At 73.1% G+C, this 22,995-nt stretch carries 17 protein-coding genes; 16 read left to right on the plus strand and 1 reads right to left on the minus strand.

Annotated elements, in window-relative coordinates; genetic code table 11:
* Positions 1–20 precede the first annotated feature (20 nt).
* The 7 genes from C3486_RS13860 to gatB all read left to right on the plus strand — a co-directional run bounded on the left by C3486_RS13860 (position 21) and on the right by gatB (position 9,365).
* Positions 21–1,049, plus strand: a complete 1,029-nt coding sequence (locus C3486_RS13860) for a methionine synthase (RefSeq protein ID WP_103832975.1) — start codon at positions 21–23, stop codon at positions 1,047–1,049.
* Between the two features lie 29 nt (positions 1,050–1,078).
* Complete coding sequence (ligA, locus tag C3486_RS13865; protein WP_103833000.1) at positions 1,079–3,307, plus strand: NAD-dependent DNA ligase LigA; 2,229 nt, start codon at positions 1,079–1,081, stop codon at positions 3,305–3,307.
* A 157-nt stretch (positions 3,308–3,464) separates the two neighbouring features.
* On the plus strand, positions 3,465–5,573 hold the full coding sequence (locus tag C3486_RS13870) for a bifunctional diguanylate cyclase/phosphodiesterase (protein WP_103832976.1): 2,109 nt from the start codon (positions 3,465–3,467) through the stop codon (positions 5,571–5,573).
* A 226-nt stretch (positions 5,574–5,799) separates the two neighbouring features.
* A complete protein-coding gene (gene gatC / locus C3486_RS13875) occupies positions 5,800–6,096 on the plus strand; it encodes an Asp-tRNA(Asn)/Glu-tRNA(Gln) amidotransferase subunit GatC (protein ID WP_030258164.1) in 297 nt (98 codons plus the stop codon).
* 5 nt (positions 6,097–6,101) lie between these two features.
* Positions 6,102–7,601: an Asp-tRNA(Asn)/Glu-tRNA(Gln) amidotransferase subunit GatA gene (gatA, locus tag C3486_RS13880; RefSeq protein ID WP_103832977.1), complete on the plus strand. Its 1,500-nt coding sequence runs from the start codon at positions 6,102–6,104 to the stop codon at positions 7,599–7,601.
* Positions 7,598–7,840, plus strand: a complete 243-nt coding sequence (locus C3486_RS13885; RefSeq protein ID WP_258052762.1) for a hypothetical protein — start codon at positions 7,598–7,600, stop codon at positions 7,838–7,840. The genes gatA and C3486_RS13885 overlap by 4 nt, the downstream gene beginning before the upstream one ends.
* 16 nt (positions 7,841–7,856) lie before the next feature.
* Positions 7,857–9,365, plus strand: a complete 1,509-nt coding sequence (gene gatB / locus C3486_RS13890; RefSeq protein WP_103832978.1) for an Asp-tRNA(Asn)/Glu-tRNA(Gln) amidotransferase subunit GatB — start codon at positions 7,857–7,859, stop codon at positions 9,363–9,365.
* 134 nt (positions 9,366–9,499) lie between these two features.
* Here gatB and C3486_RS13895 read toward each other — a convergent pair whose 3' ends face one another.
* A complete protein-coding gene (locus tag C3486_RS13895) occupies positions 9,500–10,612 on the minus strand; it encodes a LacI family DNA-binding transcriptional regulator (RefSeq protein WP_103832979.1) in 1,113 nt (370 codons plus the stop codon).
* Positions 10,613–10,809: 197 nt separating this feature from the next.
* Here C3486_RS13895 and C3486_RS13900 point away from each other — a divergent pair, with 197 nt between their 5' ends.
* From C3486_RS13900 to C3486_RS13940, 9 genes are all read left to right on the plus strand, one after another.
* Entirely contained in the window at positions 10,810–11,838 is a 1,029-nt protein-coding gene (locus tag C3486_RS13900; RefSeq protein ID WP_103832980.1) for an SIS domain-containing protein, read from the plus strand.
* An 82-nt stretch (positions 11,839–11,920) separates the two neighbouring features.
* Positions 11,921–12,739 (plus strand): PfkB family carbohydrate kinase, encoded by an 819-nt coding sequence (locus C3486_RS13905; RefSeq protein ID WP_103832981.1) that lies wholly within the window; start codon positions 11,921–11,923, stop codon positions 12,737–12,739.
* A gap of 93 nt (positions 12,740–12,832) precedes the next feature.
* Entirely contained in the window at positions 12,833–14,161 is a 1,329-nt protein-coding gene (locus C3486_RS13910; protein WP_103832982.1) for an ABC transporter substrate-binding protein, read from the plus strand.
* A 40-nt stretch (positions 14,162–14,201) separates the two neighbouring features.
* Positions 14,202–15,083, plus strand: a complete 882-nt coding sequence (locus tag C3486_RS13915) for a carbohydrate ABC transporter permease (RefSeq protein WP_103832983.1) — start codon at positions 14,202–14,204, stop codon at positions 15,081–15,083.
* Positions 15,080–15,976: a carbohydrate ABC transporter permease gene (locus C3486_RS13920; RefSeq protein WP_103832984.1), complete on the plus strand. Its 897-nt coding sequence runs from the start codon at positions 15,080–15,082 to the stop codon at positions 15,974–15,976. The genes C3486_RS13915 and C3486_RS13920 overlap by 4 nt, the downstream gene beginning before the upstream one ends.
* Before the next feature lie 254 nt (positions 15,977–16,230).
* The gene (locus tag C3486_RS13925) at positions 16,231–18,501 is read left to right on the plus strand and encodes an MMPL family transporter (RefSeq protein WP_103832985.1); all 2,271 of its coding nucleotides are present in this window, start codon (positions 16,231–16,233) and stop codon (positions 18,499–18,501) included.
* Positions 18,502–18,575: 74 nt separating this feature from the next.
* A complete protein-coding gene (locus tag C3486_RS13930) occupies positions 18,576–19,160 on the plus strand; it encodes a hypothetical protein (RefSeq protein ID WP_103832986.1) in 585 nt (194 codons plus the stop codon).
* 188 nt (positions 19,161–19,348) lie between these two features.
* The gene (locus C3486_RS13935; RefSeq protein ID WP_103832987.1) at positions 19,349–19,537 is read left to right on the plus strand and encodes a hypothetical protein; all 189 of its coding nucleotides are present in this window, start codon (positions 19,349–19,351) and stop codon (positions 19,535–19,537) included.
* A 65-nt stretch (positions 19,538–19,602) separates the two neighbouring features.
* Positions 19,603–22,992 carry a LuxR family transcriptional regulator gene (locus C3486_RS13940; protein WP_258052763.1) on the plus strand — a complete coding sequence of 1,130 codons (3,390 nt, stop codon included), beginning with the start codon at positions 19,603–19,605 and terminating at the stop codon, positions 22,990–22,992.
* Positions 22,993–22,995 lie beyond the last annotated feature (3 nt).

Here is a 22,995-nt window from a genome sequence, read left to right on the forward strand (position 1 = left end):
AGCCGCATAGGCTCGGACGCGTGAGCGACAAGACCACCACCCCCTGGGGCGCCCGCGCGGCCACCGGTATCGGCTCGATGCCCGGTGGTGACGCGCGGGAGGCCGCGAAGACCGTCACCGGTTCCCTGGAACGGCTGCCGTACCTGCCCGAGCTGCCCGCGCGCGGGCCCGGCGCCGACATGATCGGCCGGACCGCCGGGCTGCTCGTCGAGGTGTACGCGCACGTCGAGCCCAGTGGCTGGCGGATCAGCGACCGGCCGGGCCGGGACACCCGGCGGGCCCGGTCCTGGCTCGGCGAGGACCTCGACGCGCTGGAGGAGTTCACACAGGGATACGAGGGCGCCCTGAAGGTCTCGGCCGTCGGGCCGTGGACGCTGGCCGCCGCCCTGGAGCTGCGCAACGGCGAGGCCGCGCTGAGCGACCCCGGCGCCTGCCGGGACCTGGCGGCGTCGCTGGCGGAAGGGGTGCGCGCGCACCTCGCGGACGTACGGCGGCGGGTGCCGGGCGCACGCATCGTGCTGCAGCTGGACGAGCCGTCGCTGACCTCCGTGCTGCGCGGCAGCGTGAAGACCGCGAGCGGCTACCGCACCCACCGGGCCGTGGACCGCGCCGTCGTCGAGGGCGCCCTCCGCGACATCGTCGACGCGGCGGACGGCGCCCAGGAGGACGGCACACCCGTGATCGTCCACTCCTGCGCCCCCGACGTGCCCTTCGCGCTGCTCCGCCGCGCCGGAGCCGCCGGTATCGCATGCGACTTCTCGCTGCTCACCGAGCGTGACGACGAGGCGATCGGCGAGGCGGTCGAGGGCGGCACGACGCTCTTCGCCGGCGTCGTGCCGGGCTTGGACGGCCCATTGTCGGACCCTGCCGGTAGCGTCATGGGTGTCAGGACGCTGTGGCGCAGGCTGGGGCTGAATCCGGGGACTCTCAGCGAGTCCGTCGTGGTCACTCCCGCGTGCGGGCTCGCGGGTGCTTCGCCCGAGTATGCCCGTAAGGTTCTTGCTCATTGCGTCCGGGCGGCGGGATCGCTCGCGGACAACCCTGAGTGAGCGCACTCAAGGACACGGGAGGACAGACGGTGGCCGGCGAAGAGCAGACCGGACAGGCGGCGGACGACGCGGCGGGGGCCGGCGTGCCCTCGGAGGCGCGCGAGCGGCACCAGCGGCTCGCGGAGCAGATCGAGGAGCACCGCTTCCGGTATTACGTCAAGGACGCGCCGATCGTCAGCGACGCGGAGTTCGACAAGCTGCTGCGCTCCCTGGAGAAGCTGGAGGAGGAGCACCCGCAGCTGCGGACGCCCGACTCGCCCACCCAGAAGGTCGCGGGGGCCTACGAGACGGAGTTCACGGAGGTCGCCCACCGCGAGCGGATGCTCTCGCTGGACAACGCCTTCGACGACGAGGAGCTGGCCGCCTGGGCCGAGCGGCTGGCGACGGAGCTCGGCGGCGACCCGAAGTCCGCCGGGTACCACTTCCTGTGCGAGCTGAAGGTCGACGGCCTCGCGGTCAACCTCACGTACGAGCACGGCCGGCTGACCCGCGCCGCCACCCGCGGCGACGGCCGCACGGGCGAGGACATCACGCCCAACGTCCGCACGATCGCGGAGATCCCGGACCGGCTGGCGGGCGACCGGATCCCGGAGCTGGTGGAGATCCGCGGCGAGGTCTTCTTCCCGATGGAGAAGTTCGAGCAGCTGAACGCCCGTCTGGTCGAGGACGGCAAGCCCCCGTTCGCCAACCCGCGCAACGCCGCCGCCGGTTCGCTGCGCCAGAAGGACCCCAAGGTCACGGCGACCCGCCCGCTGCACATGGTGGTGCACGGCATCGGCGCCCGTGAGGGCTTCGACATCGACCGCCAGTCGCAGGCGTACGACCTGCTGCGCGAGTGGGGCCTGCCGACCGCCAAGCACAACAAGGTCGTCGACTCGCTCGCCGCGGTGCGCGAGTTCATCACGTACTACGGCGACCACCGGCACGACGTCGAGCACGAGATCGACGGCGTCGTGGTCAAGCTGGACGAGGTCCCGCTGCAGGGCCGGCTCGGCGCGACCTCGCGCGCCCCGCGCTGGGCCATCGCCTGGAAGTACCCCCCGGAGGAGGTCAACACCAAGCTGCTGGACATCCGAGTGGGTGTCGGGCGGACGGGCCGGGTGACGCCGTACGCCGTCGTGGAGCCCATCATGGTGGCCGGCTCCGAGGTGGAGTTCGCCACCCTGCACAACCAGGACGTGGTCAAGGCCAAGGGCGTCCTCATCGGGGACACGGTCGTGTTGCGCAAGGCGGGCGACGTGATTCCCGAGATCCTGGGGCCCGTGGCGGACCTGCGGGACGGCAGCGAGCGGGAGTTCGTGATGCCGTCCGAGTGCCCCGAGTGCGGCACGAAGCTGCAGCCCGCCAAGGAGGGCGACGTCGACCTCCGCTGCCCGAACGCACGGGGGTGCCCGGCGCAGCTCCGGGAGCGGCTGTTCTACCTGGCCGGCCGCAAGAGCCTGGACATCGAGCACTTCGGGTACGTCGCGGCGACCGCGCTCACCCAGCCGCTGGAGCCGGCCGAGCCGCCGCTGAAGGACGAGGGTGACCTCTTCGGGCTCTCCATCGAGCAGCTGCTGCCCATCAAGTCCTACGTCCTGGACCCGGACAGCGGGCTGCCCAAGCGGGACCCGAAGACCGGCGAGGAGAAGGTCGTCACCTTCTTCGCCAACCAGAAGGGCGAGCCGAAGAAGAACGCCCTGGCGATGCTGGAGAACATCCAGGCCGCCAAGGAGCGTCCGCTGGCCCGCATCCTGACCGGCCTTTCGATCCGGCACGTGGGCCCGGTGGCGGCGCAGGCGTTGGCCATGGAGTTCCGTTCGCTGGACCGGATCCGGGAGGCGAGCGAGGAGGAGCTGGCCGCGGTCGAGGGCGTCGGGGGCACCATCGCCGCCTCGCTCAAGCAGTGGTTCGAGGAGGACTGGCACCGCGAGATCGTCGACAAGTGGCGGGCCGCCGGGGTGCGGATGGAGGAGGAAAGCAGCGGGGACGAAGGCCCGAGGCCGTTGGAGGGCGTCACCGTCGTCGTAACGGGAACACTTCAATCACACACCAGAGACGGTGCGAAGGAAGCGCTGCAACGTCTTGGGGCAAAGGTGACCGGGTCTGTCTCGAAGAAGACCGGTTTCGTCGTTGTAGGCGACAATCCTGGTTCGAAATATGACAAGGCTATGCAGTTGAAGGTGCCTGTGCTGGATGACGACGGGTTCGCGGTGCTGCTCGAAGAGGGCCCCGACGCCGCGCGAGCGGTGGCTGTCACCCCGCCGGAGGAGGAGTGAGGAAGCGACCCCTTCGGGGCATACCAGACGCTTACGGGTGGTCGGGTCGCATTCGGGCAACCGCTGCCGATCGCTGCCCGTGGCAGCCTTCTGCGGCCTACTGTTGAGGGGTGCGCCTGCCGTGGCGCGGGCACAGCCGGCTGTGAGAGGGATCGGAATGGAACCGACCGACAGCGCCGCTCCGGCGTCGCGGCTCCGGCGGCTCGTCATGCCCGCGTTGCCCGCCGCCGTGGTCCTGACGGCCGCTCTGGTGCTCGTGACGGGCGTGATCATGACGATCGGAGGCGACGCCGCGCTCTTCCCGCGCGGCGCCGTCGGCTGGTCGCTGGCCGTCCTGACCGCCGTCATCGTCGGGCACCTCCTCGCCATCGGCCGGGACCGCTGGTCCGGCGGCACCGGCTCCGGTGCCGCGCTGGCCCTCGCGGTCCTGCTGCTGTACGGCTGGCTGCCCGCGGTACTGATCAGCCTCGCCGTCGTCGTCCTGGTCGGCGCGGTGCGCAGACAACGCCGGCGGCAGGCCGTGGTGCACGGCGCCATCGACGTACTGGGCCTGGGCGCGGCAGCCCTCGGACTCGCCGCGTTCGGGCTCACGCCGAGCGTGTCGGAGCCCGGCGGTTCCGGCGCGTGGGACTTCTCCGTACTGCCCCCGGTCCTCGGCTCGGCCCTGGTCTACCTGCTCGTCACCCGCGCCCTGCTGTGGTTCCTGACGGGCTCGCGCAACGGCCGGCTGCCCTCCATCGAGCGCCGCTCGGTGACCCGGCAGGTCCTGGTCGGCATCGCACTGGTCGGCATAGCGCCGCTCATCGTGGTGGTCGCCGAGCACTCCCCGCTGCTGCTGCCGCTGTTCGCCGTCCCGCTCATCGCGCTCGACTCCACGCTGTGGATAGCCCGCGCGCGTGCGGAGGAACAGCTGCGCGACCCGCTGACCGGCCTGCCGAACCGGCAGTGGCTGCTGGAGCGGACCTGGAGCGCGCTGGACGACGCCGAGCGGGTCGGGGCCCGCGCGGCCCTGGTCCTGATCGACCTGGACCGGTTCCGTTCGGTCAACGACACCCTCGGCCATCTCGCGGGCGACCGCCTGCTGCTCCAGATCGCCGAGCGGCTGCGGCACGCCCTGCCCCGCGGAGCGGAGGCCGCGCGGCTGGGCGGCGACGAGTTCGCGGTCCTGCTGCCCACGGCCGACTCGCTCACCAGCGCGCAGCGGGTGGCCCGTTCGCTTGTGGCCGCGCTGGGCTCGCCGCTCGACCTGGACGGGCTGACGCTGGTGCTCGAGGCGAGCGCCGGCGTCGCCGTCTATCCGGACCACGCGCTGGACGCCGAGGGCCTGCTGCGCCGCGCGGACGTCGCGATGTACCAGGCCAAGCGCGACCGCAGCGGTGTGGAGGTCTACGAGGCCAAGCGCGACGGCAACACGCCCGACCGGCTCGGCCTCCTCGGCGACCTCCGACGGGCGCTGGACGCCGGCGAGGTCGAGCTGCACTACCAGCCCAAGGTGCGCTTCGACGGTCAGGTGGCAGGGCTCGAGGCCCTGGTGCGCTGGGTGCACCCGGACCGCGGGAGAGTGCCTCCCGACGAGTTCATCGCCATCGCCGAGTCCTCCGGGCTGATGCCGAGGCTGACCGAGTACGTCCTGGAGACCGCGCTCGGCCAGGTGGCGCGCTGGCGCGCGGACGGCCTGGAGGTCCCCGTCGCGGTCAACGTCTCGCCGCGCGACGTGCACACCCCCGGGTTCGCCGGCGCGGTGGCGGCGCGGCTGGCCCGCCACCGGGTACCGCCGGGCGCGCTCCAGCTGGAGATCACCGAGCACGTGCTGCTGGAGGACCCGCAGCGGGCCGCCGACACGCTGAACGGCCTGACCGGGCACGGCGTGAAGATGTCGCTCGACGACTTCGGCACGGGCTACAGCTCGCTGGTGCACCTGCGGCGGCTGCCCGTCAGCGAGCTGAAGATCGACCGCTCGTTCGTGGCACGGCTCGCGGTGGACACCGAGGACGCCGAGATCGTCCGCTGCACCCTCGACCTCGCGCACTCCCTCGGGCTGCTGGTCGTCGCCGAGGGCGTGGAGGACGACGAGACCTGGGAGCGGCTGCGCGACCTGGGCTGCGACGCGGTACAGGGCTGGCTGGTGGCGGCCGCGATGCCGCCGGACGAGACGACGGCGTGGCTGCGGGCGCGGGAGCACCACGGCTGGCGCCGGGAGTCGGAAGGCGCGCCTTCCGACTCAGAGGAGGCCGACTCCCGGCCCTCCGGCCAGGTAGTGAAGTAGGGCGCCGGCCCCTGCCGAGCGGGCGCCCCGGCCGCGGGGAAGCGGTCCCGCGGCCGGCCAGGGGCCGCCGGTGGGGGAGCGCCCTCCGGGCGCTGTCCTCAAACTCCCCCCGCTACCGCTGGGAGGTGCCCCCGGACGGGCTGTCTTTAACCGTTTCGCGGTCAGGAGGCCGGGCGCCATAGGATTGGGGCGAAAACTCCACCGGAAACCAGCAGAGGATCGCTGCATGCCTGGCATCACGCGCGAGGAGGTCGCCCACCTCGCACGGCTGGCACGTCTGGAGCTGAAGGACGAAGAGCTCGACCACTTCGCCGGACAGCTCGACGACATCATCGGCGCGGTAGCCCGCGTCTCCGAGGTCGCCGACCAAGACGTTCCGCCGACCTCCCACCCGCTGCCCCTGACGAACGTCATGCGGGCGGACGAGGTGCGCCCGTCGCTCACCCCCGAGCAGGCGCTCTCCGGCGCCCCCGCCCAGGAGCAGCAGCGATTCAAGGTGCCGCAGATCCTGGGGGAGGAGTGACCGAGATGGCAGCGAACGAACTGATCAAGCTGACCGCCGCGGAGACCGCGGCGAAGATCGCGGCCGGTGAGGTCACCGCCGTCGAGGTCACCGAGGCCCACCTGGCCCGGATCGAGGCCGTGGACGAGAAGGTGCACGCCTTCCTGCACGTCGACCGGGAGGGCGCGCTCGCCCAGGCCCGCGCCGTGGACGCGAAGCGCGAGCGCGGCGAGAAGCTCGGCCCGCTGGCCGGCGTCCCGCTCGCTCTGAAGGACATCTTCACCACCGAGGGCGTCCCGACCACCGTCGGCTCCAAGATCCTCGAAGGCTGGCTCCCGCCGTACGACGCGACGGTGACCCAGCGCCTGAAGGCCGCCGACGTCGTCATCCTCGGCAAGACCAACATGGACGAGTTCGCCATGGGGTCCTCGACGGAGAACAGCGCGTACGGCCCGACCGGCAACCCCTGGGACCTCACCCGCATCCCCGGCGGCTCCGGCGGCGGTTCGTCCGCCGCGCTCGCCTCGTACGAGGCGCCGCTGGCGATCGGCACGGACACCGGCGGTTCCATCCGCCAGCCCGCGGCCGTGACCGGCACGGTCGGCGTGAAGCCCACCTACGGCGGCGTCTCCCGGTACGGCATGGTGGCGTTCTCCTCCTCCCTCGACCAGGGCGGACCCTGCGCCCGTACGGTCCTGGACGCGGCGCTGCTGCACGAGGCGATCGCGGGCCACGACCCGATGGACTCCACCTCCATCGACGCGCCGGTCCCGGCGGTCGTCGAGGCTGCCCGCAACGGCTCGGTGCAGGGCATGCGCGTCGGCGTGGTCAAGCAGTTCCGCGGCGAGGGCTACCAGGCCGGTGTCCTCCAGCGGTTCGACGAGTCCGTCGCGCTGATGAAGGAGCTGGGCGCCGAGATCGTCGAGCTGGACTGCCCGTCCTTCGACCTCGCGCTGGCCGCGTACTACCTCATCGCGCCCTCGGAGTGCTCCTCCAACCTCGCCCGCTTCGACGCCATGCGCTACGGCCTGCGGGTCGGCGACGACGGCACGAAGTCGGCCGAGGAGGTCACGGCCCTGACCCGCGAGGCCGGCTTCGGCCCCGAGGTCAAGCGCCGCATCATGCTCGGTACGTACGCGCTCAGCTCCGGCTACTACGACGCGTACTACGGCTCCGCGCAGAAGGTGCGGACCCTGATCACCCGCGAGTTCGAGACGGCCTTCGAGCAGGTCGACGTGATCGTCTCGCCGACCACGCCCACCACGGCCTTCCCGATCGGCGAGCGTGCCGACGACCCGATGGCGATGTACCTCGCCGACGTGTGCACGCTCCCGGTGAACCTCGCGGGCAACGCGGCCATGTCGCTGCCCTGCGGTCTCGCGCCCGAGGACGGGCTGCCGGTGGGCCTGCAGATCATCGCCCCCACCATGAAGGACGACCGGCTCTACAAGGTCGGTGCCGCCGTCGAGGCCGCCTTCGTGGAAAAGTGGGGCCACCCGCTGCTGGAGGAGGCACCGTCACTGTGAGCTCGATCACCAAGAAGGCCAAGAACTTCAAGAAGTCCAAGTCGGGTCTGTACCTGTCCATGGGCACCACCGCCTTCGGCGCGCTGAGCGTCGCCAAGCAGGCGAAGCTCGCCCGGCAGGAGAACGACACGCTCCGGCTCATCGACGCGGCCGTCTCGGCCGCGGCGATCGTCACCGGCCTGGCGATCCTCTACCGGGAACTGAAGCACCTGGGCGACGACGACGTCCTGCTGGGCTGAGGGAGAAAGTTTCACCGTGACTGTCACTGACCTGGTCTCGTACGAGGACGCCCTCGCGACGTACGAGCCCGTCATGGGTCTCGAGGTGCACGTCGAGCTCGGCACCAAGACCAAGATGTTCTGCGGGTGCTCGACGGCGCTGGGCGCCGAGGCGAACACCCAGACCTGTCCCACCTGCCTGGGCCTGCCCGGCTCGCTCCCGGTCGTCAACGCGACCGGCGTCGAGTCCGCCATCAAGATCGGCCTGGCCCTCAACTGCTCGATCGCCGAGTGGTGCCGCTTCGCCCGGAAGAACTACTTCTATCCGGACATGCCGAAGAACTTCCAGACCTCCCAGTACGACGAGCCGATCGCCTTCGACGGCTACCTCGACGTACAGCTGGAGGACGGCGAGGTCTTCCGCGTGGAGATCGAGCGCGCCCACATGGAGGAGGACACCGGCAAGTCCACGCACGTGGGCGGCGCGACGGGCCGTATCCACGGCGCCTCGCACTCCCTGCTGGACTACAACCGCGCCGGCATCCCGCTCATCGAGATCGTCACCAAGCCGATCACGGGTGCGGGCGAGCGCGCCCCCGAGGTCGCCAAGGCGTACGTCGCCGAGCTGCGCGAGCTCATCAAGGCGCTCGGCGTGTCCGAGGCCCGCATGGAGATGGGCCAGATGCGCTGCGACGTGAACCTCTCGCTGATGCCCAAGGGCAGCGAGAAGTTCGGTACGCGCTCGGAGACGAAGAACGTCAACTCGCTGCGCAGCGTCGAGCGTGCGGCCCGCTTCGAGATCCAGCGGCACGCCTCCGTGCTGTCCTCGGGCGGCACGATCGTGCAGGAGACCCGCCACTTCCACGAGGAGGACGGCTCCACCACGTCCGGCCGGGTCAAGGAGGAGGCGGAGGACTACCGCTACTTCCCCGAGCCCGACCTGGTCCCGGTGGCCCCCTCCCGCGAGTGGGTCGAGGAGCTGCGCAAGGGCCTGCCCGAGCTGCCGCGCGTCCGCCGCAACCGGCTGCGCGAGGAGTGGGGCATCTCCGAGCACGACATGCAGTCGATCCTCAACGCCGGTGCGGTCGACCTGATCGTCGCCACCACGGAGGCCGGCGCGGACGCCGCTGCCGCCCGCAAGTGGTGGATGGGCGAGCTGGCCCGCCGCGCCAACGAGGACGGCGTCGAGCTCGCCGCGCTGCCGATCACCCCGGCCGACGTGGCCCGGGTGGCGGCGCTGGTCGCCGAGGGTTCCCTCAACGACAAGCTGGCCCGCCAGACCATCGAGGGCGTCCTCGCCGGCGAGGGCACCCCGGACGAGGTCGTCGAGAAGCGCGGCCTGAAGGTCGTCTCCGACGAGGGCGCGCTGGGCAAGGCCGTCGACGAGGCGATCGAGTCCAACGCGGCCATCGCCGACAAGATCCGCGGCGGCAAGGTCGCGGCGGCCGGCGCGCTGGTCGGCGCGGTCATGAAGGCCACCCGCGGCCAGGCCGACGCGGCCCGCGTCCGCGAGCTCATCCTGGAGAAGCTGGGCGTCGAGGGCTGACCCCAGCCCTCGTACGTGTCGAGGGGCGGCGCACCTATTGGTGTGCCGCCCCTTCGCGTACTCCGGGCCGGATGCCGGATGCCGGATGCTGGATGCCGGACGCCGAATGCCGAAGGCTGGACGCCGGAGGGCGGTCACGCCCCCGGTGGGGGCGCGATCGACTCCCGGTCGAGGAATTCCGTGTCCAGGACGAGGTGTTCGGGGGCGTGGGTGGTGCCTTCGATGCGGGTGATGAGGGACTGGACGGCGCGGGCGCCGAGTTCCTGGACGGGCTGGGCGACCACGCTGATGCGGGGGCGGACGGCGCGGGCCCAGTCGGTGTCGTCGAAGGTGACGACGGACAGGTCGTCGGGGACGCGGAGGCCGTGGTCGCGGGCCGCGGAGAGGACGCCGAGGGCGATCATGCTGTCGGTGGCGAAGACCGCGGTGGGCGGCTCGGGGAGCGACAGCAGGCCGGCGGTGAGGTCGGCCGGGTCCTCGCGGTGGAAGGTGCCGGTGCGCAGGTAGGCGTCGGTGTCGGTGATGCCCGCTTCGCGGAGGGCGGCGCGGTAGCCCTCGATGCGTTCCAGGCCGGTGGAGACCGGATCGGCGGGGACGGCGGCGGCGTCGGCCGGGGTGCCGGCCGCCTCGGCCGGGCCGCCGGCGGGGGCGCTGCCGAGGAGGCTGACCAGGGCGATGCGGCGGTGGCCGGCGGCGAGGAGGCGGCGTACCGCGTCCTGGGCGGCGCCGTGGTTGTCGACGGTCACGGAGTCGGCGGGCAGGCCGGGCACCTGGCGGTCGAGGAGGACGACGGGGCAGCCGGCGGCGTGCGCCGCGGCCAGGTGGCCGGTCTCGGCGGTGGCGGCCGGGGCGACGATCAGGCCGTCGACGTGCTTGTCGCGCAGCATCTTCACCGCGGCGCGCTCGGCGGCGACGTCCTCGTCGGTGTTGGCGAGCAGGACCTGGTAGCCGGCGGCGCGGGCCGCGTCGGTGATGCCGCGGGTGACGCCGGCGAAGAACGGGTTCTGGATGTCGGCGACGATCGCGCCGAGGGTGTGCGTCCGGCCCGTGATCATGGACCGGGCCAGCAGGTTGGGCCGGTATCCGAGCTTCTCGGCGGCCGCCCGTACGCGTTCGCGCGCGTCCGGGCTGACCGAGCCGTAGTCCGCGAGCGCGCGGGAGGCGGTGGAGCGCGAGACGCCCGCCTCGCGCGCGACGTCGGGGATGGTCGCGGGGCGGCCTGCTGGCTTGCGTCGGTTCGTCGTCATGGCGCGGTCAGGCTATCGGGTCCGGCAGGGGTATTGACGGTGGGGAAGCGGGAGTGGGAAGGTTCCCAGCATCCCGCGATTGAGAACGTTCCCAAAGGCGTCACGGCATGACTCTGGGAACGTTCTCAGCAAGGCGTTGGGAACGTTCTCAACACTGGGCGCGCGGCGCCCGGCGCACCGTTTCGGAAAGGACCCGCGTGACTACCGCATCCCTGCCCCTCAAGCCGATCACCGAGGACTTCAAGGAAGCCGTGGCCTTCGCGCTCAGCCAGAACGAGGCCGCGCACGCGTTCGTCGACGAGGCCGTCGCGGGCGGGCTGCGCAACGTCTTCCTCGTCGGCTGCGGCGGCTCGCTCACCGCCGCCTACCCGGCGCACTTCCTGCTGGAGACCCGCGCCTCCTTCCCCGTCTTCCACATGAACAGCGCCGAGTTCACCCTGCGCCGCCCCGCGCTGCTCGGCGAGGGCTCGCTCGTCCTGGTCTCCTCGCACACCGGCACCACCAAGGAGACCGTCGCCGCCGCCGAGTACGCCCGCAGCGCCGGTGCCAGGGTCGCGGCCCTCACCCGCGACGCCGACAGCCCGCTCGCCCGGGCCGCGCACGCCGCCTTCACCTACCGCAGCGAGGACACCGTCGTCGCGCCCAAGGGCGTGCTGTTCGGCCAGCTCGTGTACGCGCTGCTGGAGAAGACCGGAGCGGCGGGCGACTACGCGGCGCTCCGCACGGCGTACGAGGCGCTGCCCGAGGCGCTGTACCGGGCCCAGGAGGAGGGCGAAGAACTGGCCTCCTCCATCGCCACCGCGCTGGCCGACGAGGACATCACGTACGTGCTGTCCGCGGGCCCCAACTACGGCGCCGGCTACGGCTTCACGATGTGCTACCTGATGGAGATGCAGTGGAAGCACGGCGGCACCTACAACGCCGGTGAGTTCTTCCACGGCGCCTTCGAGGTGGTCACCGAGGACCAGCCGGTGATCCTCTTCCTCGGCGAGGACGCCACCCGCCCGATGGCCGAGCGCGCCAAGACCTTCCTGGACAAGTACACCAAGAAGGCGCACTACGTGGACTCGAGGATCTTCTCGCTGCCCGGCGTCCCGGCGGACGTGCGCGGCGACATCACCCCGATCGCGCTGGACGTCTTCGCCACCCGGCTCGCCCGCCACTACGAGTCGGTGCGCGGCCACGACCTGGACCAGCGCCGCTACATGTTCCAGGTCGAGTACTGACCTCCGCGCCCCGCCCGGTGCCGTGCCGCACCGGGCGGGGACACACCCCCCTCCCGACCGCAGCTCCCCCTGAGGAACTCCCATGCGCATCTGCGGAGTCGGCGACAACGTCGTCGACCGCTACCCCCAGCGCGGCCTGATGTACCCGGGCGGCAACGCGCTGAACGTCGCCGTGCACGCCGCCCGGCTCGGTGCCGACGCCGGGTACCTCGGCGTCACCGGCACCGACGAGGCCGGCGCGCACGTCCGGGCGGTGCTCGCCGCCGAGGGCGTCCGCACCGACCGGGCCCGTACCGCCGAGGGGCCCAACGCGTACGCCACCGTGCACCTCGACGCGGACGGCAACCGCACCTTCGGCGACTGCGACGCGACCGTCTCGGTCTTCGCGCCGGACGCCGCCGACCTGGCCTGGCTGGCCGGCTTCGACCTCCTGCACACCGGCGACTGCAGCCGCCTGGAGGCGCACCTGCCCGCGCTCGCCGCGGCCTGCCCGGTCAGCTTCGACTTCTCCGACCGCCCCTGGTCCTACGCCGCGCCCCTGCTGCCGTACGTGCGCGCTGCCGTCTTCTCGCGCCCCGGGGCCGGGGACGACGAGGCGGCGGCCCTCGCCGAACGGGTGCGGCGGGCCGGGCCCGAGCTGGCCGTGGTGACACGCGGGGCACGCGGCTCGCTGGTGTCGTACGGGGGGACGGTGCACCACCAGCGCGTCGTTCCGGTCGCGGCCACCGACACCCTCGGCGCCGGCGACTCCTTCATCGCGGCCCTCCTGGTCTCCCTGGCCGAGGGCCGGTCCCTGGCCGACGCCGCCGCCGCGGCCGCCCGGTACGCGGCCGGGGTCTGCACCAGCCCCGGCGCCTTCGGCCACCCCCTCGCGCTGCCCGGCAGCCCGGCCCACCGCTGACCGCCCGGCCCCGGCCACCGCTGACCGCCCGCGAGGCCCCCTCCGTCCCGCCCGCCCACCCCCGTCCGCCCGCCTCCCGACAGGAGAGAGCCGATGCGCCGTACCCCGGCCACCGCCGCCGGCTGCCTGCTCGCCGTCCTGCTGACGCTGCTCAGCGGCTGCGGCCAGCCCCCCGTCCGGGCCACCGCCGACGACTTCCGCCTCGCCGGCCGGCCGCAGGGTCACCTGACGGTCCTGGAGAAGTGGGCGGACCCGGAGTACGCGCCGTACTTCAAGGCGGCGGTACGGGAGTACGAGCGGCGCAACCCCGGCGTCACCATCGACCTTCAGGCCGTCGGCGACCAGCCGTACAAGGACCGGCTCGCGGTCCTCGCCGCCTCCCGCGAGCTGCCCGACATCTACTTCGCCTGGCCGGGCCGGTACGCGCGCAAGTTCGCCGACGGCAGGCTCGCCGCCGACCTCACCGGGCAGCTGCGCGGCACCCGTTGGGGAAAGACCTTCGAGCCCGACGCGCTGGACGCGTTCACCTTCGGCGGCCGGACGTACGGCGTGCCGCTGACCCTCGACGGCAAGGTCTTCGCGTACAACGAGAAGATCTTCGACAAGGCCGGGGTGCGGCGCGTCCCGCGCACCTTCCCCGAGCTGCTCACCGCCTGCGACCGGATCGAGAAGGCCGGGTACACGCCGCTGGCCTTCGGCAACCAGTACGGCTGGCCGGCCGGGCACCTGCTGACCCAGTTCAATGCCATGGAAGTGCCGCCCGCCGTGCTGGCCAGGGACTACGACGGTGCGAAGGGTGCCTTCACGCACCCCGGGTACGTCCGGGCGCTGAAGGACCTCGCGCAGCTGCGGCAGCGGTGCATGGGCCCCGGCGGCACCAGCATCAGCCACGAGTCGGCGCAGGCCCGGATGCTGTACGGCAAGGCCGCCATGCAGTACGTGGAGACACTGGAGTTCTCGTACCTGGACGAGAGCGGGGGAGCGCCGAAGGAGTTCGCGCGGCACTGGGACTTCTTCACCATGCCCGCGATCCCCGGCGCGCAGGGCTCGCCGCGCGCCGTCGCCGGCGGCACCGACGGCCTGCTGGTCTCCAACACCTCGCCCCGCAAGGCGCTCGCGGTGGACTTCCTGAAGTTCCTCACCAGCCGCGCGCAGGCCCGCGCGATGGTCCGCGACCTGGGCTGGCTGAGCGCGGTGAAGGGCACCGCCGACGCCGCCCGGCTGCCCGGACTGGCCGGCGCGCAGCGGACCCTGGCGCGCCACGAGATGTCGGTCTGGCTGGACACCCGCGCCGACGACAAGATCGTCAACCCGTACCTGGCGGCCGCCGACTCCGTGCTCGGCGGGAAGACCACCCCGGAGCAGGCCGTACGGGCCGTGCGCCGGGGCGCCGAGAATGCCCGCCGCTTCGCCGTCCGGTGAGCGGCCCACCCGCCCGACCGCTCCCGAAGGAGGTGCACCAGTGACACGACGCCGCATCCGGCACGCGTGGTACGTCGCGCCCGCACTCGCGCTGATCGCGTTGTTCGTCTACTACCCGATCGTCGAGAACGTCCGGCTCAGCCTCTTCAAGTTCAGCGTCTTCCGGCCCGGCATGCGCTACGTCGGGCTGGAGAACTACCGGCAGGCCCTCCAGGACCCGGTCTTCTGGCACGCGCTGCTCAACAACGTCTGCTACGCCCTCACCTCGGTCGTCTTCCAGGTCGGCGCCGCGCTGGTGCTCGCCGCCGTGCTGGAGGAGCTGATCGGGCGGCGGCTGCGCGGGGTGCTGCGGGCCGTCTACTTCATCCCGGCCGCCGTCTCCATGACCGTCGCGGGGCTCCTCTTCCAGTTCCTGTACCAGCCGGACGCGGGCCTGGTGAACGCGGCGCTGGACGCGGTCGGCCTCGACGGGCTCCAGCACGACTGGCTGGGCGACACCGCCACCTCCATCTGGGGCGTCATCAACATGAGCCAGTGGCAGTCGTTCGGGTACACCACGATGCTGCTGACCGTCGCGGTCCAGCGCATCCCGCGCGAGCTGTACGAGGCGGCGACCGTGGACGGCGCGGGGCGCATCCGTACGTTCTTCCACGTCACGGTGCCGATGGTGCGGGAGATGACCACCCTGCTGATCATCCTCACCGTCTCCGGGGCCTTCCTGGTCTTCAACGAGGTGATGGTGATGACCGGCGGCGGCCCCGCCAACTCCAGCCAGGTCCTCGGCACCTGGCTCTACACCAGCGCCTTCACCGGCGACGACATGGGCTACGCGGCCGCGATCGGCACGGTGATCTTCGTGATCACCTTCGTGGCCGGCGCCCTCCAGCTGCTCCACTCGCGCAGAAAGGCGGTCGCCGCATGACCCTCACCCTCGACGGGTCCGCCCGCACCGCACCGGCCCCCGCCCGGCCCGGCACCCGGCGCACGCCCGCCCGCTTCGGCCCCGTCGCGGCACGCGTCCTGGCCTACGGGGCACTGGCCGCGCTCGCGGTCGCCGTGATCTATCCGCTGTGCTGGATGGCGCTGGCCGGCCTGAAGAGCAACGGCGAGATCTTCGCCGACCCCTGGGGGCTGCCCGACCACCCGCGCTGGTCCACGTACGCCGACGCCTGGCACCAGGGCGTCCTCGGCTACCTGCTCAACAGCGTGCTGGTCACCTCGGCGAGCGTGCTGGCCGTCGTCCTCATCAGCGCCTGGGCGGCCTACGGCCTCACCCGGCTGGACATCCCCTGCTCCCGGCCCGCGCTGCTGCTGGTGCTCGGCGCGATGATGCTCTCGCCGACGGTGGCCCTGGTGCCGCTCTCGCAGCTGCTCCAGGCGCTGCACATCTACGACACGTACTGGGCGCTGATCGTCCTCTACACCGCCTTCAAGGTGCCCTTCACCACCTTCCTGATCCGGGCCTACCTGCTGGGGCAGCCGGTGGAGGTGGAGGAGGCGGCGTACATCGACGGGGCGAGCCGGTGGCAGACGTTCTGGCGGGTGGTCGTCCCGATGGCCCGGCCCATCCTCGCCTCGGCCGCCGTCCTCCAGGCGCTCTTCGCGTGGAACGAGTACGCCTTCGCGCTGGTCTTCATCACCGACGACCGGCTCAAGACGCTGCCTGTGGGCCTGGCCGACATGGCGGGCCGGCTCAACTCCGACTGGCCGGTCCTCTTCGCCGGCCTGACCATCGCCGCGCTGCCGATGATCGTGATCTTCCTGATCGGCCAGCGGCACTTCGTGCGCGGCCTGGCCGCCGGCATGGGCAAGTGACCCCACCGCAACCAGCTCGGCCACGCCGTCCATAACGGGCCGATCCGAGCGGAAGGCGCCCCTTCGCTTCTTTGTGGGGAAGTACACAAAGGGGTCAAAGGATCTTTTCGGGCTGTCACTCTGCTGGAACGTGGTCCCGCCGCCCCTTCGTCGGCAGGCGGCGGGACCGCGCCCTCCCCCGCCCGTCCCGCGCGCGACAGCACCGGTGGTCCCGGACTTCGGAGCCCAGCCCGGGAAAAGCAGAAAAGACCTCCATGACCGCACTCGCCCGGTGGTGTCTCCGGCGCCGCGCCCTCGTCATCGCGTTGTGGCTCGCCGTCCTCGCGGGCGTCGCCGCGGCAGCCGGTGCGCTCGGCTCCTCGTACTCGAACGACTACACGGTGCCCGGCACCGAGGCCGGACGCGCGGCGGACCGGATGGCGGCCGCCTTCCCCGGCAGGTCGGGCGACAGCGACACCATCGTCTGGCACACCGGCTCCGGCACGGTGCGCGCGGAAGCCGTCCGGGACCGCATGGCACCGGTCCTGGACCGGATCGCCGAGCTGCCCGGCGTCGCCTCCGTCGACGGCCCGTACGACAGGCAGTCCGGCAGCCCGGCGGACGGCGCGGCGGAGCGGCGCGTCAGCGCGGACGGGCACACCGCCTACGCCTCCGTCGTCTTCGACGCGCCCGCCGACGACCTCGACGCGAAGACCGTGCAGGCCGTCGTCGACACCGCGCAGAGCGCCTCCGGGGACGGCCTCACCGTCGCGCTCGGCGGGGCCGGCATCGGCCTCACCGACGCGCCCAAGAGCCACCTCGCCGAGGCCATCGGCCTGGCAGCGGCCGCCGTCGTCCTCTTCCTGGCCTTCGGATCACTGGCCGCCACCGCCCTGCCGATCATCACCGCCGTCGTCGCGGTCGGCACCGCCTCGTCCGGCATCGGCCTGCTCGGCCACGTGATGACCGTGGCCGACTTCGCGCCCATGCTCGGCATGCTCATCGGGCTCGGCGTGGGCATCGACTACGCGCTGTTCATCGTCACCCGGCACCGCAAGAACCTCAGGGCCGGAATGGACGTCGAGGAAGCCGCGCGGAAGGCGGTGGCCGTGTCGGGCCGGGCCGTGGTGTTCGCCGGGGCCACCGTGTGCATCGCGCTCCTCGGCATGCTCGTCCTGCGGCTGAGCTTCCTCAACGGCGTCGCCCTCGCCGCCTCGCTGACCGTCGTGCTCACCGTGGCCGCCTCCGTGACCCTGCTGCCCGCCCTCCTGGGGCTCATCGGCACCCGCGTCCTCGGCAGGCGCGAACGCGCCCGGCTGGCCGCCGACGGGCCGGTCACCGAGCACCCCACCGGCTTCGCCGTCCGCTGGGCCGGCTTCGTCGAGCGCCACCCCCGGCTGCTCGGCGGCCTCGCCGCCGCGATCATGCTCGTCCTCGCACTGCCCACCCTCGGGCTGCACCTGGGCACCTCCGACCAGGGCACCGACCCGCCCGCCTCGACCACCCGCCAGGCGTACGACCTGCTCGCCGACGGGTTCGGGCCCGGCTTCAACGGGCCGCTCACCCTCGTCGGCGACCTGGACGGGGCCGGCGACCGGCTCGCCTTCGACGACCTCCCCGACCGGCTGCGCAACACGCCCGGAGTGGCCCAGGTCAGCGGCCCGGAGTTCGACGGCAGCGGCAGCACCGGCGTGATCACCGTCGTCCCGGACAGCTCACCGCAGTCCCGTGACACCTCCGACCTGGTCGACCGGCTCCGCCACGACGTGCTGCCCGAGGCCGCCGACGGCTCCACCCTGCGCGTCGACGTCGGCGGCGTGACGGCCGGCTACGACGACTTCGCCGACGTCATCGTCGGCAAGCTGCCGCTCTTCGTGGGCGTGGTCGTCACCCTCGGCTGCGTCCTGCTCCTGCTGGCCTTCCGCAGCATCGGCATCCCGCTCAAGGCCGCCGTCATGAACGTCGCCGCGGTCGCCTCCTCCTTCGGCGTCGTCGTCGCCGTCTTCCAGTGGGGCTGGGGCAGCGGACTCCTGGGCCTGGGGAGCGGCGGCCCGATCGAGCCGTTCCTGCCGGTCATCATGGTCTCGGTCCTCTTCGGCCTCTCCATGGACTACCAGGTCTTCCTGGTCAGCCGGATGTACGAGGAATGGCGCCGCACGCACGACAACCGCAGGTCCGTACGGGTCGGCCTGGCCGAGACCGGCCGGGTGATCAACTCGGCGGCCGTCATCATGATCGCGGTGTTCTCCGCCTTCGTGCTCAGCGGCGACCGGACGATCTCCATGTTCGGCATCGGACTCGCCGCCGCCGTCGCCCTCGACGCCTTCGTCCTCCGCACCCTCCTCGTACCGGCCCTGATGCACATGCTCGGCGGCGCCAACTGGTGGCTCCCCGAGCGGCTGGAACGGCTCCTGCCGCGCATCAGCATCGAACCGCCCGAAGAGACCGCGGACGAGCCGGACGCCACCGCGGACGACGGGCCCGGCGCGCCCGTACCCGTCCCCGAGCCGCGGCACGCGGCGGACGCGCCACTGGTACGCGGCTAGCCGGACCCCCGGCGCGCGCCCGCCCGGGGCGCTCTCTCATACGACTCTCAGACGCGGCCCCTACGGTCGCGCCCATGGGTACCACGACGACCAAGAACGACACCGAGAAGACCGAAGCGGTCACCGACGACACGGCCGCCGACCCGAAGCCGGCGGCCGCCTCCGAGGAGCAGGCCACCGCACCCGAGGACCGCGCCCCGGACACCGGTGCCGAGGAGACCGGCCAGGAGGAGCCGCACGCGGCGGACGCGCCCGCCGAACAGGCCGCGCCCGCCCGGCGCTCCATCGCGGCCGGGGCCGGCGCCGTCGCCGGTGCCGCGCTCGGCCTCGCCTCCCTGACCGGCACCTGGGCCGGCACCATCCTCGCCGAGCGGCAGACCGTACTCGGCCAGATCAAGCTGCAGACCGGCAAGACCCAGGACCAGATCGCCGCCGTCTACACCACCCCCTGGCACACCACCGCGCTCGTCAACGGGATCTTCGCCCTGCTGGCCCTCGTGGCCACCGGTGTCGTCCTGGCCCGCCGCCCGCAGGCCGCCTGGACCCGGGCCGTCGCATGGGGCGGGTTCGCCCTCGCCGTCATCGGCCTGATCATCGCCGGCGGCATGTACCTCGACCTGTTCGCCGCGGCCCCGAAGGTCGGCGCGGGCAGCTCCTGAGGAAGCCCGCACGACGGCATACGGAGGGGCCTTAGGCCGCCGCGCACGAGAACGCGGCGAATCTGAGGCCCCTCCGGCCGTGGAGATCGGGAAGTTGCCCGATGCGGCACCCCCTCTGAGGCGGCGAGGCTGACGACATCACGCCAGCCGCCGCGGGACCCGCTCCCGCGGCCGTCCCAGGGGGAACCGTGTACTACTACGAACTCCAGCACCGCGTCCGCCACGAAGAACTGCGCCGCGAGGCCGACCTCGACCGGCTGGCCCGCGAGGCCGCGGCCGGCCGCCGCGCCGCCCGGTCCGCCGAGCACGGGACCGAAGGGCGGGTGAGCCGCAAGCGGGGCCGAAGCCTGCGCACCCGCCGCCGGGCAGCGGCCTGAGGACCCGCCCGGCGGGCCGCCCGGTGCCCCGGAAACTCGGTGCCGGTCTGTCGGACCCTTGTGCCATGCTCTGCGACGTGGAGATCAAGTCCGTCAGTCGTGTGTTCGTCGGCCGCAGCGGAGAGTTGGGCCTGCTGGGCGACGCGCTGACGCGCACGGCGACCACGGGCGAGCCCCAGGCGCTGCTCATCGGCGGCGAGGCGGGCGTCGGCAAGACCCGGCTCATCGAGGAGTTCGCCGCGGCCGCCCGGGCCGCCGGCGCGCTCGTCGCCGTCGGCGGCTGCATCGAGATCGGCTCCGAGGGCCTGCCCTTCGCCCCGTTCTCCGCCATCCTGCGCACCCTCCACGCCCGCCTGCCCGAGGAGCTGGCCGCCGCCGTCGCCGGACAGGAGGGCGAACTGGCCCGCATCCTGCCCGAACTGGCCGAGGCGCCCGGCGAGTCCCGGGACGACGAGCACGGCCGCGCCCGCCTTTTCGAGCTGACGGCCCGGCTCCTGGAGCGGCTGGCCCGCGACCGCAGCCTCGTCATCGTCGTCGAGGACCTGCACTGGGCCGACCGCTCCACCCGCGAACTCCTCGGCTACCTCCTGCACACCCTGCACGACGCGGCCATCGTGCTCGTCGCCACGTACCGCTCCGACGACGTCCACCGCCGTCACCCGCTCCGCCCCTTCCTCGCCGAGATCGACCGGATGCGCACGGTCCGCCGCGCCGAGCTGGCCCGGTTCAACCGCGACGAGGTCCGCTCCCAGATGGCCGGCATCACCGGCAGCGCACCCGAAGAAGCCCTCGTGGCACGGGTCTTCGAGCGCTCCGAGGGCAACGCCTTCTTCGTCGAGGAGCTGGCCTGCAGCATCCACGACGGCACCCTCCCCGGCCTCAGCGACTCGCTCCGCGACCTCCTCCTGGTGCGCGTCGAGGCACTCCCGGAGCACACCCAGCGGGTCGTCCGCACCGCTGCCGTCGGCGGCTCCACCGTCGAGCACGACCTCCTCTCCGCCGTCGCCGGCCTGCCCGAGGACGACCTCATCGAGGCCCTGCGGGGCGCCGTCGGCAGCAACACCCTCGTACCCACCAGCGACGGCACGGGCTACCGCTTCCGGCACGCACTGGTCCGCGAAGCCGTCCTGGACGACCTCCTCCCCGGCGAGCGCACCCGCCTCAACCGCCGGTACGCCGAAGCCCTGGAGGCCGACCCCGGCCTGGTACGCGCCGAGGCCTGCGCACCCCGCCTGGCGAGTTACTGGTACCACGCACGGGACGCCGCCAAGGCACTGCCCGCCGTGCTCACCGCCTCGGTCACGGCCCGCCGCCGGCATGCGCACGCCGAGCAGCTGCGGCTGCTGGACCGGGCACTGGAGCTGTGGGACGAGGTCCCCAAGGACGTCCGGCTCGCGGTCCGCCCGGTGGACTGCGCCGAGGCGTACCCGGCCAGCGGCTGCGACGACGACGCGCTGCGCTACCTCGACCTGCTCGCCGAGATCGTGGTCGCGGCCCGGCTCTCCGGCGACCGCGAGCGCGCCTACACCGTCGCCAAGCGCGCGCTCCGCACCCTCGCCGGCGAGCACGACCCGCTGCGCGAGGCGTGGTTCCTCACCCAGCGCTCCCGGCTGGTGCAGGGCACGGGCCGCGGCGACGGCTGGGACGACCTGCGGGCCGCCCAGGAACTGGTGCGCGGCCTGCCGCCGTCCCCGGTGCACGCCGCCGTGCTGGCCCAGGCCGCCGCCTGGGGCGCGCTGCACGAACCGGGCCCGGACTCCTTCACCGCCGCCGAGCGGGCCGTCGAACTGGCCCGGCTGGTCGGCGAGGAGGAGGTCGAGCTGAACGCCCGCATCACGCTGCACGGCCTCCAGGTCTTCTCCGGCGACGCGGACGGCGGCCTGGCCGGACTGCGCGAGGCGCTGGACCGGGCGCTGGAGCGCGGCTTCTCCGCCGTCGTCGCGCGCGGCTTCACCAACCTCCCCTCCTGTCTGGAGACCGTCGGCAGGTCCCGGGAGGCGGTGACGGTCACCGAGCGCGGACTCGCCATGACCGACCACTTCGGCCTGAAGGACTCCCGCAGCTGGGTGTACGGCAACCTCGCCGAGAGCCTGCTCTCCCTCGGCCGCTGGGCGGAGTCGGCGGAGGCGGCCGCGGCCTGCCGGCGGCTCGCCCTGAGCAGCCGCACCCGGGCGCTGGCCGCCTCCCGCCACGCCGACCTCGCCCTGCGCCGCGGCGACGTCGACGCGGCCGCGGAGGAACTGTCCCAGGCCCGCCGCCACTTCGGCAGCTATGAGAACCAGCCGCAGTACACCCTCCCCATGGCCCGCTTCGCGTACGGGATCGCCGTCCGGCGGGAGGGCGTCGTCGCGGCCAGGGAGGTACTGGAGCCACTGCTGTCGGCCGGCTTCCCGGCCGACACCTACAGCCTCGGCTGGCCGCTGCTGTGGCGGGCCGCGGCGGCGGAGGCCGACGCCCGGGGACTGCCCGCCGCGGCCGAGGGCCGGGACGCGCTGCTCGCCCGGCTGGCCGAGGTGGTGAAGACGCTGCCCCGGCCGGTCCCGGTGTGGCAGGCCTACGGCAAGCTGACCGAGGCCGAGCTGTGCCGGGCCGGGGGCCGCCCGGCGCCGGACCGCTGGGCCGAGGCGGTCGCCGCGCTCCGCCGGGTCGAGCGGCCGTACGAACTCGCCTGGGCGTGCCTCCGCTGGGCCGAGGCGCTGCTGTCCGACGGCCCGATGGCCCGCGGCCCGCGCGAGGCGGCCACGGCCCTGCTCGCCGACGCGCGCGCCGCGGCCCGGTGGATGGGCGCCGACCCGCTGACCGTCGAGATCGACCAGCTCGCCGTACGGGCCCGGCTCACCCTGCCCGAAACCGATGACGAGGGCACGAGCGGGACAGACACCGCACCGGCACCGGACACCGGAGCGGTACGGCGGCGGACCGGGACCGAGGGGGCGCGGCGGCCGGCGATCACGGCGGGCGCTGTACCGGCGGCGGTGACCGGCGCGGCAGCGGCACGCACGACGGCCGCGGTACCCGAGGGGGATCGGGGCCTGGAGCGGCGCTCCGGGGAGCGGCGTCCCGGACGAAGATCCGGAAGACCCGGCGACATGTCCGCCGTGCCGCCCGTCGTACCGGCGCCCGCCTCGTCCGCCGCACCGCCCGCCGCGTCGTCCGCGGCGTCCTCCGGCCCGTCGTCCGGCGTGGCGGGGGAGCGGGCGGCCGGGCCCGCCGGGGCGGCCGACGGCGGGGCCACCGCCGACTCACTGGGGCTCACACCGCGGGAGCGGGACGTGCTGCGGCTGGTCGCGGCGGGCCGCAGCAACCGCCAGATAGCCGACGCGCTCTTCATCTCACCCAAGACCGCGAGCGTGCACGTCTCCAACATCCTGGCGAAGCTCGGCGTCTCGGGGCGCGGCGAGGCGGGCGCACTGGCGCACCGGCTGCGGCTGTTCCCCGACGCCGGGCCGGCCTGAGCC

It is taken from the genome of Streptomyces sp. Ru73, assembly GCF_002920575.1.
In the GTDB taxonomy this organism is placed as follows: Bacteria; Actinomycetota; Actinomycetes; order Streptomycetales; family Streptomycetaceae; genus Streptomyces.